At 67.6% G+C, this 14,990-nt stretch carries 12 protein-coding genes; 5 read left to right on the forward strand and 7 right to left on the reverse strand.

From position 1 onward, the window contains the following. From I8J34_RS04270 to I8J34_RS04300, 7 genes are all read right to left on the reverse strand, one after another. A partial coding sequence (locus I8J34_RS04270) for a DUF4347 domain-containing protein (protein WP_214360148.1) occupies window positions 1–3,406 on the reverse strand: 3,406 nt, incomplete at its 3' end. Between the two features lie 4 nt (window positions 3,407–3,410). Next, window positions 3,411–4,346 (reverse strand): efflux RND transporter periplasmic adaptor subunit, encoded by a 936-nt coding sequence (locus I8J34_RS04275; protein ID WP_214360149.1) that lies wholly within the window; start codon window positions 4,344–4,346, stop codon window positions 3,411–3,413. Continuing rightward, complete coding sequence (locus tag I8J34_RS04280; protein ID WP_214360150.1) at window positions 4,346–6,241, reverse strand: preprotein translocase subunit SecA; 1,896 nt, start codon at window positions 6,239–6,241, stop codon at window positions 4,346–4,348. Before I8J34_RS04280 ends, I8J34_RS04275 begins: the two co-directional genes overlap by 1 nt. Next, a complete protein-coding gene (locus tag I8J34_RS04285; RefSeq protein WP_214360151.1) occupies window positions 6,241–8,388 on the reverse strand; it encodes an HlyD family secretion protein in 2,148 nt (715 codons plus the stop codon). Before I8J34_RS04285 ends, I8J34_RS04280 begins: the two co-directional genes overlap by 1 nt. 4 nt (window positions 8,389–8,392) lie before the next feature. Next, the gene (locus tag I8J34_RS04290; RefSeq protein WP_214360152.1) at window positions 8,393–9,826 is read right to left on the reverse strand and encodes an efflux RND transporter periplasmic adaptor subunit; all 1,434 of its coding nucleotides are present in this window, start codon (window positions 9,824–9,826) and stop codon (window positions 8,393–8,395) included. A 175-nt stretch (window positions 9,827–10,001) separates the two neighbouring features. Then, a complete protein-coding gene (locus I8J34_RS04295; RefSeq protein WP_230411701.1) occupies window positions 10,002–10,679 on the reverse strand; it encodes a GNAT family N-acetyltransferase in 678 nt (225 codons plus the stop codon). Between the two features lie 33 nt (window positions 10,680–10,712). Then, window positions 10,713–11,588, reverse strand: a complete 876-nt coding sequence (locus tag I8J34_RS04300; RefSeq protein ID WP_214360153.1) for an alpha/beta hydrolase — start codon at window positions 11,586–11,588, stop codon at window positions 10,713–10,715. Window positions 11,589–11,770: 182 nt separating this feature from the next. On the opposite strand from I8J34_RS04300, the gene I8J34_RS04305 reads away from it, so the two are divergent. The 5 genes from I8J34_RS04305 to I8J34_RS04325 all read left to right on the forward strand — a co-directional run bounded on the left by I8J34_RS04305 (window position 11,771) and on the right by I8J34_RS04325 (window position 14,989). After that, on the forward strand, window positions 11,771–12,295 hold the full coding sequence (locus I8J34_RS04305) for a GbsR/MarR family transcriptional regulator (protein WP_214360154.1): 525 nt from the start codon (window positions 11,771–11,773) through the stop codon (window positions 12,293–12,295). Window position 12,296: 1 nt separating this feature from the next. Then, window positions 12,297–12,710 (forward strand): hypothetical protein, encoded by a 414-nt coding sequence (locus I8J34_RS04310; protein WP_214360155.1) that lies wholly within the window; start codon window positions 12,297–12,299, stop codon window positions 12,708–12,710. A 105-nt stretch (window positions 12,711–12,815) separates the two neighbouring features. Continuing rightward, window positions 12,816–13,247: a thiol-disulfide oxidoreductase DCC family protein gene (locus I8J34_RS04315; RefSeq protein WP_214360156.1), complete on the forward strand. Its 432-nt coding sequence runs from the start codon at window positions 12,816–12,818 to the stop codon at window positions 13,245–13,247. Between the two features lie 12 nt (window positions 13,248–13,259). Next, window positions 13,260–14,522 (forward strand): SDR family oxidoreductase, encoded by a 1,263-nt coding sequence (locus I8J34_RS04320; protein ID WP_214360157.1) that lies wholly within the window; start codon window positions 13,260–13,262, stop codon window positions 14,520–14,522. Continuing rightward, on the forward strand, window positions 14,519–14,989 hold the full coding sequence (locus I8J34_RS04325; RefSeq protein WP_214360158.1) for a DUF2269 family protein: 471 nt from the start codon (window positions 14,519–14,521) through the stop codon (window positions 14,987–14,989). The genes I8J34_RS04320 and I8J34_RS04325 overlap by 4 nt, the downstream gene beginning before the upstream one ends. Window position 14,990: the final 1 nt, after the last annotated feature.

The following is a 14,990-nucleotide window of genomic DNA, read 5'->3' on the forward strand; positions in this document are numbered from 1 at the left end:
CATTGGTGACCGTCACCGCGATGGCCTGGGTGTCGGTGGTGGTGCCGTCGCTCACCTGCACGGTGACGTCGTAGATGTTGTCACCGCCGACATCGGTGGGGGCTTCGAAGTTGGGCGCGGCGTTGAAGCTGAGCACGCCGGTGCTGCTGTCGATGCTGAACCGGGCCGCATCGGCGCCGCCTGCGATGCTGTAGCTCAGCGTGTCGCCCACATCGGCGTCGGTGGCGGTGACGGTGGTCACGGCCGTCTGGTTCTCGGCCGCGTTGAGGTTGGCGCTGGCGCCGCCGCCGTCGCTGGTGATGGTCGGGGCGTCGTTGACCGCAGTGATGTTGATCGTCGCGGTATCCGAATCGGTCAGCGCGCCCCCCGAACCGCTGTTGCCCAGATCGTTGGCCTGCAGTGTCAGGGTGTCGCTGGACGGCGGCGTATCGCTGTTGATGACATAGCTCAGCGTACCGCCCGAGGTGCCGGCAAGCAGCGTGTTGATCTGCGTGACGGTACCGGTGAGCGTGATGCTGTTGCTGCCCGAACCGGACACGCTCACCCCGGTGCTGCCGGCCGTCGCGCTCAACGTGCCCGAAACAACGGACACCGTTGCCTGCACACCGACGCCGCCGTCGTCGACATCGGCAATGCTCAGACCGGTGCCGTGCAGCGTGAGCGTGGTCTGCTCGGTGGCGTTGTAGCTTGTGGGGACGATGGTGGCGGTCGGCGCATCATTGAGCGCATTGACGGTGATCGCGACGTTGTCGGTATCCCGCTGGCTCAGATCCGAGGCCAGTACCTCGATTTCACTGGTACCCAATGCACGGTTGTAGACGCGCGCTTCGTCGATCCGCCCAGTGAAGTCGTAGCCGGCCCCCCCTGCGCCATGCGTGCCGATGAAGCTATCGGGCCCGCCACCCACGCCGCCCCAGTCGATGGCGGTGATGCTGTTGCTTGTCGCCACTGCGATGCCGTCGAGATACAGCACCTGCGTGTGGCTCCCCGAATCGATCGAGAACGCGACGTGATGCCATCCGCTGCCGGCGAGCGTCGTCGCATACACGGTGAAGTTGTAAGTGAAACCGTCGTTGTAGAAACCCTTGAGCTTGCCCCCCTGGTCGAGACGCAAGCCGACAATGTCGCCCAGCGAGATCACCTCCGCACCGTTCGTGTCCGCGCTCGTCAGGTCGACCCACGCCGACACGGTAATGCTGGCCGGCATGCCGTACAGACCGCTGACCTGCACGTAGCCGGTACCGGACAGACCCAGGACATCGCCCCGCGTGGCGTCGTCGACCGCGCTGACATTGACCGGCGTGCCCACATTGCCCGCGGCGGGACTGGTATCGTCGCCCAGAGCGCCGGTGTTGTCGAAAGCATAGCGCCCGATCAGGGCGGTATCGATATCAAGACTGAGCAGCGAGCTGCCGAGCGTGGTGAGCGTGAGCGTCGCGCCACCGTTGTAGTCGGCGGTTGGCGTATAGCTCAGCCCGTTCAAGGCGTTGTTGATATCCGTGACCGTTCCACGGAACGTCATGGTCGCGTCCGCCGTACCGTCGCCACTGATGAAACTCAGGCCGGTGGTGCCGGCGAGCGTCAACGCACCGTGGGTGACCGACAGCGAGACCTCCACCGGATTGCCGCCCGCGTCGGGGTCGCTCACCGAAATGGCGTTGCCATTGCCCACGGAAAACACAAGCGCCGTGTCTTCGTTGGTGCTCTGCGCACCGGGCACGGTATTCACAGGCGCGGCAAGCCCGTACTCATATGCGCCGATATCAGCGCTGGCGTCGCGGGTGACACCGCGTTGATCGGTCGCGGGCGCGATTGCGTCGGCGGCGTTGTAGGCGATGCTCGACGAGGCAATCGCATGCACATACTGACCGCTACCGCTATCCACGGACACGGCCGCCAAACCCGGATCGCTTGTCTGATCTGTACCATCGAGCGTGAAACCCGAGTAGCTCTCAACGATGTTGTGCCCGCCACTGGTGACGGCACCGGTGATATCACCGCCATTGAACTGCGAAGTATTGTCCGCCACGATCGAGTTGCTCAGCGTGGCCGAGCCACCGGACAGGTAAATCCCGCCGCCGCTGCCAGTGCTGGTCGTCGCATTGCCTGCGATGGTCACGAAGTCGAGCGTCGCGCTGCCCCCCGCAACCGTGAGACCGGCGCCATTGTACGGTGTCGTGTTGCCACTGACCGTCACGTTGATCATCGACAAGCTGCCGCTGGCCAGGTAAATCCCAACGTCCGAGTTGCCGTAGACCGAGACACGCTCCAGGGTTGCCGAACCGCTGTTGTAGAGGCCGCCACCAGCGTTGTTGACCACCGTGTTGTTGCTGAGCACCACGTCGGTCGCCGAGAACGTACCGGCGTTATTGACCGCTCCACCAAACTGGTTGGTGGTGTTGGCATCGGAGACTGTCAGGTCGTTCAAAGTCAGTGCCGCGCCGCTGTGGACGTCGAAAACGCGATCGCCCAGCCCGCTCGCGCTGATGGTCGTCTGCCCCGCACCGGCCCCCTGGATGGCGATGTCGCTGGTGATATCGAGATCGCCGGTAGCGGCAGCATCCTCGTAGAGCCCGGTGATCGACAGCGTATACGTCCCCGACGAAAGGGAAATGGTGTCGGCCCCTGCAGTGTTGTTGGCGGCGATGATCGCTTCGCGCAGCGAGATCTTGCCGTCCGCGCCCTTGTTGGCGACGAGGTTGGCGATGGACGAGGTATCGCCATCGGCAACGTCGTTCGTCGTATCGGCAGTGAGACTCCCGAGGGTCCCCTGCCACGACAGCGCCCCCCAATCGCTCATGGCCGACACGCTACCGATCTGCCCGACTGCATATTCCAGCGTCCAATCGCCACCCAGCACGGCTGCGCCGGTCAGATCGTCACTGGCCGCCACATCAGCCCCGGTGAGCACCGCCAGATCGCGCACCAGCGCCTTGCCGGCGTCGTTGCCAGCCACATCGCAGCCGTAGAACAGCAGGTCGGCATCGGCGGTCAGCGCCTTCGACCACTGGGCGATCTCGTCGCTGCGCGCCAGCACACAGGCCTCGTCGAGCAGGAAGCTGCCGAACTGGATGGCGCCGGCCTCGCCGTGCGTCAGCACGTGAATCGCGCTGACCGGGCCCGAAGCCTGCAGCGTGCGCGATATCTGCGTGATGCCGTCCTCGGCCGGATCGAGCCGCACGATCTCGAGCGGCCGTCCGGCCTCGATCTGTCGATTCAGGTCTTCGAGCAATACATCGACATCGTTGAGCGAGGCATCGACAAAAACGATTTCGTGCGCGGACTGATCCTGCTGCGTATCGAGGCCATGGCTGAGCGTAGCGTCGCCAACCGGCACCAGATCCGCCGAATACAGAATCCGGGCCTCGAGCTGTTCGACCGTCGCAGTCGGCGTCGCCCTGCTCATGAGGCTATCTCGCGGCCGGTAGGCGCGACAATCGTACGTCCAGCAAGAGTGGGCGTGCCGGTCGCGCTGCGGGCGGCTGCGCCTCGCCCGACGCGCTCGGCATCGGCGCGCCGACGGAAGCGTCAGCCGCAGGGCGCAGCACCGCGAAATCGACATGGCACCGCACGCCGGCGGGCACCGCACCATCGGCATTGTCGAGCGCCAGACGCACGCGGAAGGTGTTGCTGGCCGCGTCGACCATCGGGTCGACCAGGCTCACCTTGGCCTGCACGGCCGACACGCCTGGCACATCGGGCTGTACGGAGGCTAGGTCACCCGCGGCAATGGTGCCGAACTGGGCCGCCGGCACGACCACTTCGACCTGCAGTGCATCGAGCGCGGCCAGGTGCAGCAAGGGGCGATCCTCGACCCGCTCGCCCGGTTGCGTCATCCGGTCGACGACCACACCGTCGAACGGCGCCCTCAGAAAACGCTGGCTCAACTGTGCCTGCGCCAAGCGCGCCTCGCTGCCCGACACCCGCAGTTGTTCGCGACTCTGGGCCACGCGCTGGCGCGCCACCTCCCGCTCCGCCGCCGCCTGGTCGAGCGCCTGGCGGGAAATGAAGGCACGCCCATGCAGGTCCACGGCGCGCGCGTAGCGTTGATCGGCGAGCGTCATGTTGGCCCGGGCGGCCCGTAGTTCGGCCGCCACCCGCGCACGCAAGGTGGCGACGTCGACGTTGGCCGCCTCGACAGCCGATTGCAGCACCACCAGAACCTGGCCCTGTTTGACGCGGTCGCCCCGATCCACCGCCACCGATTCGACGACGCCGACCACCGGCGTGCCGATGTCGGCCTCTCGTGCGGGCGTGATCAGACAGCCGAGCGGTATCGCCGATACGCCGAATGCCGCGCTGGTCAAGATCATGCCGAACAAGCAGTGAATGCGTCGTTGTGTCATCAATCCACTTCTTCGTTGCGTACGGCCATACAAGCGTCCCAGTGGCGCGCGCTGGCCAGCAGCCGCGCACGCTGGCGCCGGGCCCGGCCCGCGCGCCGGTGCTGGTGGTGCCGCAGGCTCAGCGGAACGAGCTTGTCGGCCAAATCCCGGCAGCTGCACTTGAGCAGCCAACGGATCATCTTGGTTAACGGCATTGGGGCCGTTTCCATTAGGGGTAGCGTCAGCCAGTGCTCGACACTGCCCGGATCGCCCTGGCGGGCACATCGCCCGGCCAATTGGCGATCCTGCCGTCTGCAATCGTTCAACTGCAGGCTCAGGACATGCAGCCCACCGGCCGCCACCGCACGGGGACTGAGTCGAATGTCGGTACCTCGGCCGGCCATATTGGTCGCCACCGTCACCACGCCGGCCGCGCCGGCGGCAGCCACCACGCGGGCTTCGGTGGCGCTCTGGTCCGCGTTGAGCACCTGATGGACAATGCCCGCGCCTTCGAGCGCCTGCGCGACCCGGGTCGACTGCGTGACGGTGTCGGTGCCGATCAACACGGGCCGTCCGGCGGCGATCAGCACACGGACCCGAGCGACGAGCGCCTCGACGCAGGCGGCTTCATCGGCGAACACGCGATGCGGCAATTCGCGCCGAAGGCATTCGCGCCGCAGCGGCATCCGCAACACCGACAGCCCGTACACGCGGGACAGTTCTCGGCGAACTTCACGCAGACTGCCGCTCATCCCGCCGATGCGCGCATACCGCGGAAAAAAGCGTTGATAGCTCGTCTGCGCCACCGTCGCCAAGGCCGGCGGCGGTTCCAGCCCCTCCTTCAACGCGAGAAGACCGTGCAAACCCTGCCCCCAGATCCGCCCCTCGGCAATCCGTCCGGTGACCGCATCGACCACGCACACCTGAGCGTCGCGTACCACGTAGTCCCTGCCGGCGAGGTAGCAGTGTCGCGCCTTCAAGGCCATCACGAGCCACTCGTCGCGGTGCCGCGCGTTGATCCATGCGCCGCCCAGGTCGGGCAGCGACGGCGACTGCAATCGGACCGTCCGGTGCCGTTCGTCGAGGTGGTAGTCTCGCCCCGCCACCAGCGCGCTGGCCAATCGCCATGCCTGCCAGCAACGCACGCGTTCGGCCGGATCTGGCCGCAGCGCCGACACCACCAGGGGCACGGAAGCCTCGTCGACGAGAATGCTGTCCGCTTCGTCGATGAATACGGTATCGAGGCGCGGCAACACCGGTGCGGCGTCCGTCCCTTCGACGAGCACGCGCGCGCCCACCATCAGCGCCCCGGTCGCGCCGTGCGCGCAGGCCTCGTCGCGCAGGGCGTCGAATACCACGGCCTTCGCGGTGGCATACACCACCTCGGCGCGATAGGCGACGCGCCGCCCCGCCAGCGCATCCGTTTCCGCCACGGTCGCGACTCGCAAGCCCAGCGCGTCGTAGAACGCGGCGAGCCAGGCCGCATCCCGCTCGACGAGGTAGGGGTTGGCGGTCAGCACATGCACCCGATGCCCGGCGAGCGCCGACACCGCCGCCGCCAGCGCCGTCGCGAGCGTCTTGCCCTCGCCGGTCGCCATTTCCACCAGACGCCCGTCCATCATCGCCAAGGCGGCCAGCCACTGCACCTCGTACGGGGTGATTCCCAAGTGTTCGCGACACGCGCGATCGACCCGCGCACAGGCCGCCAGCCACGGCGTGCTGCCGGCCCCGGCATGCATCAGGGATGCCCGCCAGGACATGCTCGGCATACCGCCCGCGTCGGGCATGTCGCGCAGGCGGGCATACTGGCGGCGATACCGCGCCAGGGCACCGCCGGAAAGCGGCGGCCATCCGAGCGGCCCAGCGCCGGTCGGATCGTGCGGACGATCGAGCGCGCGCGCCGGGCTCATGTCCATCACACCCCCTCCGGATCGAATCGTCCCAACAGCAATTGCCACCCGCGACGCCACAGCAGCGTCGCCAGCGAACTTCGTCCGTGCTCGAACCGCGCCTGGACACGACCGCCGCTGAAGGCCTGGGGCACGTCCGGCACGATCAGATCGACCCATACCACGGGCGTCGTCGTGCGCAGCCCTTCCTCGTCCTTCGGGTCGACCGCGAAAGGCCCCCCTGCGGGCATCCCCAACGCGGCCGCGGGCAACTGCCGGCGGGCTTCGGGCAGTTGCCCGATCAGCTGCGCCGGATGGAAAACGCCGGGCGACTCCGACAAGCGCACGCTCACGCTGCTCAGATCGACCAGGCCGGCCGCATCATCGTCGGGTACCGCGAGGCGCACCCGCGTGGCACTGCCGTCGCGGATGATGCCGATCTCCTTGCCACGAGGCACAAAGCGTCCGGGCAGATCGCCTTGCGCCGGCAGCACGAGGCGTCCGGCGATCGCGGCACGTACCGACAGGCCGTCGATCTGCTCCTCGGTGCGTCTCAGCGCACGCTGGACGCTTTCGACGCGCTGCGCGAACTGGCCAGCGGTCACCGGATCGTCTCTGAGGGCATTGAACAAGGCCGTCTGAAGACCATCGCGCTCACGCACGAGTTGCTCGCGCTCGGCCACCAGCTCGTCGTCTGCCAGCTGCAAGATGACGTCACCGGGTTCGACATGCTCGCCATGCTGCCGCACCACCGCCGCGACAAAACCGGCCGTTTCGTTCCGGATCCGTGCCGTGTCGGGCCACCAGGCCACGCCGTGCGCCAGCGTGACATCGGGAACCGGAACGGCGAAAAGGCCGACCGGGACGAGCCCGGCGAGCAGGATGGCGGCCATGCGGGAACGCAGTCGATTGGATTCGGCCACCCGCCCATCGAGCAGCGCACGAACGGCAGACACGATGGGCGAGAGGAACAACGACCAGACGAACCAGAAGCCAGCCAGATAGCCGAGCACCGCGGCCAGATGGCCGAGCCAGAGCGTAATTGCCAGACTGAGCCCGAGCCGGTACAGCCATGACAAGGGCTGATAGAGCCACAACCAGGGGGTCTCTCCCCGCAAGGGAATCAGCGGATCTCCCGATTCGTACCCCTGGATCCATCGCTGCAGGTGATCGAGCCACCAGCGACGCGAGCGATCGGCCAGATTGGGCAGATCGAGCAGATCCGTGAGCACGAAGTAGCCATCGAAACGCAGCAAGGGGTTGCCGTTGGCAAGCAGGGTCGACACCGAGCAGATCACCACCACGGTCAGGGCCACATCGCGCACCAAGCCCGGCTGGACGAGCAGCCAGATGCCCAGGGCGATGGAGGCCATCATCAGTTCGGCCATGATGCCCGCGGCGGAAACCACGGCCCGTTGACGGGCCGACCTGAACGCGCTCGCCGCCGAGGCATCGACATAGGGCATGGGCATGAACACGAGCAAGGCCACACCCCACTCGCTCACTTCGCCATCCCAGCGCCGCACCGCCAGACCGTGCGCCAGTTCATGCACCAGCTTCACGACCGGATAGACCCCCCATAGCAACCACAAGCGGCCGTTGCCGTGCAGCAATTGCGAGGCATGCGCGCTGAGGGCATCGGACTGGGTCAGGGCAACCAAGACCGCCAGCACCACGATCACCCACCACACCCCCATGGCAATGGGCGTGATCAGCAGCTTCCCCAACGGCGCCAGGGCCTCGAGCACACGCGTGGGGTTGCCCAGCCTGACGCGAAAGGCCAGCGGGTTGAGCTTCTGGGTCTTGAGACCCTGTCGAGACACACGACGCGAAAACAGGCTGCCGATATCGGCATGGTGGTCGAAATACAACAACCCCGCCGCCTGCAGACGGACCATGAGCCTCAGCAACGCGCCTTGCGACGGCACGCCATCCCCGAGTTCGGCGCACACCACGTCCCATATGGCCTGTACCGTATGCGCCCCGGTACACCGCCCCACGAAGGCATAGGCGGCCGCATCGAGCCGAAACACGCGATCGGCCTTGGCCTCATCCGTCAGCACATACCAGACCTGTCCGCGCACCGTCTGACGACGCACACGCACGCTCGCACGCAAGCACGGGGTGCGCTGGGCCACCCGGAACCACTGATCACTGAAGAGTGACTCGCTCACCGGCCTATCCGCCCCAGCGCCACCAGGCCATGCGCGCGTTGTCCGCAATCCAGCGCCAGAGGACGCCGAACAGCGGCGCACTGCCGATGTCGATTTTGCCGACGCCTCGCAAGCCGGGGCGCAGCGAGGTTTCATCGCCGAGCAAGCGTGCCTCGACCCGATAGACGTTCTCGCCGTCCTCCACATGAGCCACGGGCGTCACCCGCGTCACCTCGAAAGGCAAGGTACGGCTGGCCATCGCGCCCAGCAGCAGCACGCCGTGCTGCCCCGCCTGGATGCGGCCCACATCGCGTTCGTGGACACTCAGCGCCACGCGGTATCCCTGGGCGGGCGCAAGCGTCAGCAGTACGTCGCCTCGGGCCACGGGCGCACCTTGGAGCCGACCCATGTCGCCTGCGATCACCACCCCGTCGATGCCCGCGGCGATCTTCGTGCGCGCCAGGCTGCGCCGCGCCAGATCGAGACGCGCACGCGCCTCTTCCGCACGCGAGAGGCTCACCATCATGTCGCTGCGCTGCGCGCGCGCCAAGGCCGCCATGTAGGCGCTTTCGTGCTGCGACAGTTCGGATTCCCAGCGACGCGCTTCGAGTTCGAGATCCTGCGCGGCCAGTTCGATGAGCACCTGCCCGGTCTTGACCGCATCGCCCGGGCGCACCATCACGGTGTCGATGAACCCATCCACGGGCGCAACCACTGCGCGCTCGACCGCGCCTTCGAGCGACGCGCGCGCACTCAGCGCCTGCCCGACCGGCACGAACAGCCCCGCCATCGACACCAGCGTCGCGGCGACCAGCGCACGGCGGTACCAGCGCCCTTCCTCGCTCCTCAGGGTGCGTATCGTTTCGCCGAACCACTCGCGCACGCGCACCGACATCGGTCGGGTGTCCCGGTACATCAGGTAGAGCACCGGCCCGGCCAGGTCGACGATGTGGCCCAGTGGTTCTGGCGCCATGGGCGAAATCGAGGACGCACCGCGCCACTCGAAGCAAATGGCACCCACCCATGCGCCCAGGACCTTGAGCGGTACGGTCTGAACCTGCCCGCCGAGGCGCGAGCGCAACCGCTGGTTCGCCATCACGATGGCCGGACGCTCCTGATCGTTTTCGGGCACCTGCAGGCTGCGCCGCTGATCCAACGCCTCCTCCATCGCGTCGCCAATATCTCGATAGAGCTCGCCGCGAAAATGATTGTCGACATCGTGCGACATGGCCTTCACACGGAGCGTGCCGGACTCCACGATCCCGAAGCTCACCCGCGCGCACCCCAGGCCGGAGGCGATCTCGGAAAGAAAGGCCACCGCAGCGCCGTCGAAGCGACGCTGACTCAACGCTGCCGCGAGCGAACGCAGCGCAATTTCAGCGAACTGCGGCACCTCGTCCATCGTCGGCGCGGCCGTTTCCTCCTGCGCGGTCGAGAAGGGGTGAATTTTTGCTGGCATCCGGGATCCGATTGAGCGCCAATACGACGCGGCGTTACCAGCATCAACGGTTGGACTCCATGGGAGTTGAGGAGAACACGCACGCCAAGCGTGATGAACTGCGCAACTTCACCCCACCCGCCAGCCCAGCGGCACGACTTGGCCGGATGCAGCGAAGTGGCGTCCGGGCTACGGCCTACAAGCGCGAAATCACCCGCACCGGCACCTCGCTGTAATCTTCGAAGCCCATGCGCTGATACAGCCCGTGCGCGGTCGTGTTGTCGCACATCACATGCAAAAAAGGCGTCTCGCCGCGCTGCATCTGGCGGCGGATCAAGGCCAGCATCAGCCGCCGCGCCATGCCCCGGGCCTGGTAGTCCGGGTGGGTGCACACCCCGCTGATCTCGCGATACCGCCCGGCCTGCATGCGCTCGCCGGCCATCGCCACCAGCCGGCCGTCGGCGAAGCACCCCAGGTAATCGCCCAGTTCGATGGTGCGCGGGCCGAAGGGGCCGGGTTGCGTCAGCTTGGCCAGCGCCAGGGCCTGCTCCCCATGCTCGGCCGTGAGTGGCGCCATCCCGGCCGCATGCGCGTCCTCCGGCAGCTCGCCGGCCCACACCATGCGGAACATGCGCGATTCCGCTTCCAGCTGCCAGCCGGCCGATACCACGCCCGACCAATCCGCGCAGTACAAGTGCTCACCCGACTGGCAAAACGGCGCCAGGGCCGCCAGATCCGGTGCCTCGGTGTCGGCCGACGCCAAGATCGGCGAAAAGCCGGGGGCGTAGCGACGGATGGTCGCGGTGCCGATGGAGAAATCGGCGTGCGGGCCTGACAGGGTGTGCCAGGTGATGTTGTCGAGAAGTTCGTTCATCGCGATTCCAAAGCGACTGCGCCGTCGAAACGGTCAGTCGCGCAACCAGCCCAGCGCTCCGAGGAAGGCCAGCACACGCGCGTTGGTCACGTCGAAATACTGCCGGTCATCCCCGCGCAGGTTGAAAAAACCATGGCGCGCGCCTTCATACAAGGCCAGCTCGCAGTGTCCGCCCTGCGCACTGGCCGCCTCGCAAAACGCCTGCGCCGTCGCCACCGGCACCTCGCGATCCTCGGTGCCGAGCAGGATCAGGCTCGGCGGCAGCGCCGCATCCACCTGTTGCAAGGGCGACACCGCCTGCCAGAACGCCGCCACCAGATGGTGGTCCGGCGTACATGGCGACAGGTCGAGCATGGGGTTGTACAGCACCAGCGCCGCCGGCCGGCCCCGTGCCGCCGCATCGCCGCCCGTTTCCTCGGCCAAGGGCAAGGGCACACCCAGCGCCGCGGCCAGATGCCCACCCGACGATCCGCCGCCCGCGGCGATCCGCGACGGATCGATGTCCAGGTCATCGGCCTGAGCGCGCAGATAGGCCAGCGCCGCCCGGGCGTCCTGCACCGCGGCCCGCGGATCGGTGCCGTGGCGCGCGGCGATGCGGTACTCCGCACTCACGCAGGTGAGCCCGTGTTGGGCGAAATGGCGGCACTGCGGAAAAAACGCGTCCGGGCTTCCGTACTGCCACGCCCCGCCATGAAACAGCAAGAGCGCCGGATGCCCCGCCGCCGGCCTTGGCCCCTTGGCCTCGAACACATGCAGATGCAGATCATGGCCGTCGATGGAACGGTAGACCATCACCCGGTCCGGCCCGTTCAGCCAGGCGGCCAGCCGCTTCACCACGGCCGGCCCGAGGGCGAGCGACAGCCCGAGCGCCAGCCCGGCCAGGAAATAGAGCAGTTTGTGGTCGGACATGAAAGCAAGCCAGACGGACGTTGAACACAGCGCCAGGGGAATCGCTGCCGTCGACGGGGGCGCGCGATCTCGAATGCCGTCGAGTCTAGTGGATGCGGGCGTTTTGCGCATGGCCGGGCGGGCGCATGGGTTCCGTAATTTCTGTCTTGACAGAAATTACGGAACCGCGCAGCATCACGCCCATGGAACTCAAACCCGTCGCTCAACGCTTCGTCCTGCACTGGGGCGAGATGGGCTCCCGCTGGGGGGTCAATCGCTCCGTCGCGCAGATCCACGCCCTGCTCTACCTCGTCGGACGCCCCATGCATGCCGAGGAGATCCAGGAAACCCTGGGCATCGCCCGCTCCAATGTCAGCAACAGCCTCAAGGAGTTGCAGAGCTGGGAGCTGGTGCGGCTGTGTCATGTGCTGGGCGACCGGCGCGATCATTTCGACACCTCGGCCGATGTGTGGGAGCTGTTCCGCACCATCGTGCTCGGCCGCAAGCGCCGCGAGATCGACCCGACGCTCGAAGTGCTGCGCGACTGCTTGGCCAGCCCGGATCTGGCCCTGGAAGATGCCGCCGCCCGCAAACGCATCGAAGACACCCTGGTGCTGATGCAGACGCTGACCGGCTGGAGCGAGGAGATGCTGCGCCTCAAACCCGACACGCTGATGAAGATCATGAAACTCGGCGCCAAGATCCAGAACCTGGTGCGCAAGGGCTGACATGCGCAAGCGCGCCTTCATGCTCCTGCTCGCAGTGGCGATGGCACCGGCCATGGCCGGCCAGCTTCGCCCCTTTGCCAGCGACGGCTGCAGTGCCTTCCCCGACGGCACCCCGGCGCAACGCGAGCGATGGCTGGGCTGCTGCCGGGCGCACGATCTGGCCTATTGGCAAGGTGGCACGGCCGAGCAGCGAGGCGCCGCAGACGAGGCGCTGCGCCAGTGCGTGGCCGATGTCGGCGAACCCGCGGTGGCGGCGCTGATGCTCGCTGGCGTGCGCGTGGGCGGCACGCCGTTCGCGCCAACGCCGTTCCGCTGGGGCTATGGCTGGCCGTTCGGCCGCGGCTACCAGGCCTTGAACGAATCGGAGAAAGCGCAGGTGCAGGCCTTGCTGCCGGCCAACGCACCGGCGCATTGAGCATCGAAGCGCTACGCGGAGGGTCATGCCCTCATTTTTTTAAGGCAGTAATTTCTGTTTATACAGAAATTACTGCAACACAAGCCACAACAAGGAGTCCCGATCATGCCTCAGCCACACCCCGAACTCACCCTCCTCTATGACGGCTCCTGCCCGATCTGCCTGGGCGAAATGGAAGCCCTGCGCCAGCGCGACACGCACGGCCGCCTGGCCGGCATCGATGTCTCGGCGCTGCCTGCCGGCGCGTCCGTGCTCGGCGTCACCCGCGAAGCGGCCATGCAAGCCATGACCGGGGTCCATGCCGACGGCCGCATCATCCGCGGCGTCGAGGTGTTCCGCCGAAGCTATGCCCTCGTCGGCGTGCCCTGGGTCGCCACGATCACCCGCCTGCCACTCATCGCGCCCGTGCTCGAAGGCCTCTATCCGGTGTTTGCCCGGCATCGTCAGCGCCTGCCGAACTGGCTGGTCCGCTGCCTGTTTGGCCGGGCACTCGAACGTGCTCGCCGCCACTGCCGCGGCACCTGCCCGCGCCCCTGAGGAGAACGCAAGATGCACATTCTGCTATGTGGCGCGGACGGCTTCATCGGTCGCGCTCTCGAACAAGCCTTGCGCGCCGCGGGGCATACCGTGCGCCGCGGCGTGCGCCGGGCGGCCCGGCCGGACGATGTGGCGGTGGATTTTCAGCATGACATCACGGCCGACCGCTGGCACCCCCGCCTGGCCGGCATCGACGCGGTCATCAACGCCGTCGGCATCCTCAATCCACGACACGACGCCACCTTCGAGGCCGTGCATCATGCCGCACCGGCGGCCTTGTTCGCGGCCTGTGCCGACGCCGGCGTGACACGGGTGATCCAGATCTCCGCCCTGGGCGCCGCGCCGGGCGCAGCCACGGCGTATCTCGCCAGCAAGGGCAGCGCCGACGCGGTCCTGGCCAGCTTGCCTGTGCGCGCCACGGTCGTGCGCCCATCGCTGGTCTTCGGGCCGGGCGGCACCAGCAGCCGCTTCTTTCTCGCCCTGGCCAGCCTGCCGGTCGTGGCGCTGCCCGGGCGCGGCCAGCAGCGGGTGCAGCCGGTGCATGTGACGGATCTGGCCGAAGCCGTGGTGCGCCTGCTCGCCGACCCGGCCCCGCCCGCAACGCTGGACGTGGTCGGGCCTCGCCCGGTCAGCTACGCCGACATGCTGCGCCACTACCGACGCGGCCTCGGGCTGCCGCCGGCGATATCGCTCCCGGTACCGATGCCGCTGATCCGCGCACTGGCCCCGCTCGGCCGCCATCTGCCCGGCGCCGTGTTCAGCCCCGACACGGTGCATATGCTCCAACAAGGCAGCACCGCCAGCGCCGCGCCGCTCACCGCGCTGCTCGGACGCCCACCGCGCGACATCGATCAGTTCGTGACTACCGACGATCCGGACGCGCGCCGCATTCGCCAGCGACTGGAGACATGGGCGATCCGCGTGGTTCTCGCAGCCGTCTGGCTGGGCAGTGCCCTGGCCTCCGTGGCACTGGTCGGGCCGCCCGACGGCTTCGCCCTCGCCGCCCGCGCCGGCATCCCGGCCGCGTTGCTGGCACCGGCGCTGTATGGCGGCGCCGCGCTCGACGCCGTGCTCGGTGTGCTCACCCTGTGGCGCCCCACCCAAGGCCTGTGGCGCACCCAACTGATCGTCGTGCTCGGCTACAGCGCCTTCCTCAGCGTGCAGTGGCCGGCCCTGTGGCTGCACCCCTTCGGTCCGCTGCTCAAGAACCTGCCTGTCGTGTTGCTGCTGCTGGCCCTGCTCAACCGGCCGGGCGAACAAGGAGAACGCGCATGAACACCTACTTGCTGATCAAGCTCGTGCACATCCTGTCGTCGGTGGCCCTGGTCGGCACCGGCTTCGGCACAGCCTTCTACCTGTACCGCGCCAATCGCAGCACGAGCCTTGAGGCGCGCGTGGTGGTGGCGCGCAACGTGGTGCTGGCCGACTGGCTGTTCACCACCCCGGCGGTGATCCTCCAGCCCGCCACCGGCCTCTGGCTGGCCCACCTCGCGGGCTGGCCGCTGAGCACCCCGTGGATCGCACTCAGTATCGGTCTGTACCTGTTTGCCGGCCTGTGCTGGCTCCCCGTGGTGTGGCTGCAGATCCGCATGCACCGACTCGCCGAGGCCGCGCTCGATGCCGGCCGGCCGCTGCCCGCGCAATACCGCGCGATGGCGCGCTGGTGGGAGGGGCTGGGCTACCCGGCCTTCGCCGCCATGGCCGGCGTGTTCGCGCTGATGGTGCTCAAGCCCGCGCTCTGAG

Origin of the sequence: Denitromonas iodatirespirans (assembly GCF_018524365.1) — a bacterium.
Taxonomy (GTDB): Bacteria; Pseudomonadota; Gammaproteobacteria; order Burkholderiales; family Rhodocyclaceae; genus Nitrogeniibacter; species Nitrogeniibacter iodatirespirans.

Bases quoted from the DNA above. Each gene is read 5' to 3' on its own strand.
- I8J34_RS04310 (WP_214360155.1), top strand. From the start codon at position 12,297: ATGCGCAAGCGCGCCTTCATGCTCCTGCTCGCAGTGGCGATGGCACCG.
- I8J34_RS04295 (WP_230411701.1), bottom strand. From the start codon at position 10,679: ATGAACGAACTTCTCGACAACATCACCTGGCACACCCTGTCAGGCCCG.
- I8J34_RS04325 (WP_214360158.1), top strand. From the start codon at position 14,519: ATGAACACCTACTTGCTGATCAAGCTCGTGCACATCCTGTCGTCGGTG.
- I8J34_RS04300 (WP_214360153.1), bottom strand. From the start codon at position 11,588: ATGTCCGACCACAAACTGCTCTATTTCCTGGCCGGGCTGGCGCTCGGG.
- I8J34_RS04290 (WP_214360152.1), bottom strand. From the start codon at position 9,826: ATGCCAGCAAAAATTCACCCCTTCTCGACCGCGCAGGAGGAAACGGCC.
- I8J34_RS04280 (WP_214360150.1), bottom strand. From the start codon at position 6,241: ATGGACATGAGCCCGGCGCGCGCGCTCGATCGTCCGCACGATCCGACC.
- I8J34_RS04275 (WP_214360149.1), bottom strand. From the start codon at position 4,346: ATGACACAACGACGCATTCACTGCTTGTTCGGCATGATCTTGACCAGC.
- I8J34_RS04305 (WP_214360154.1), top strand. From the start codon at position 11,771: ATGGAACTCAAACCCGTCGCTCAACGCTTCGTCCTGCACTGGGGCGAG.
- I8J34_RS04320 (WP_214360157.1), top strand. From the start codon at position 13,260: ATGCACATTCTGCTATGTGGCGCGGACGGCTTCATCGGTCGCGCTCTC.
- I8J34_RS04315 (WP_214360156.1), top strand. From the start codon at position 12,816: ATGCCTCAGCCACACCCCGAACTCACCCTCCTCTATGACGGCTCCTGC.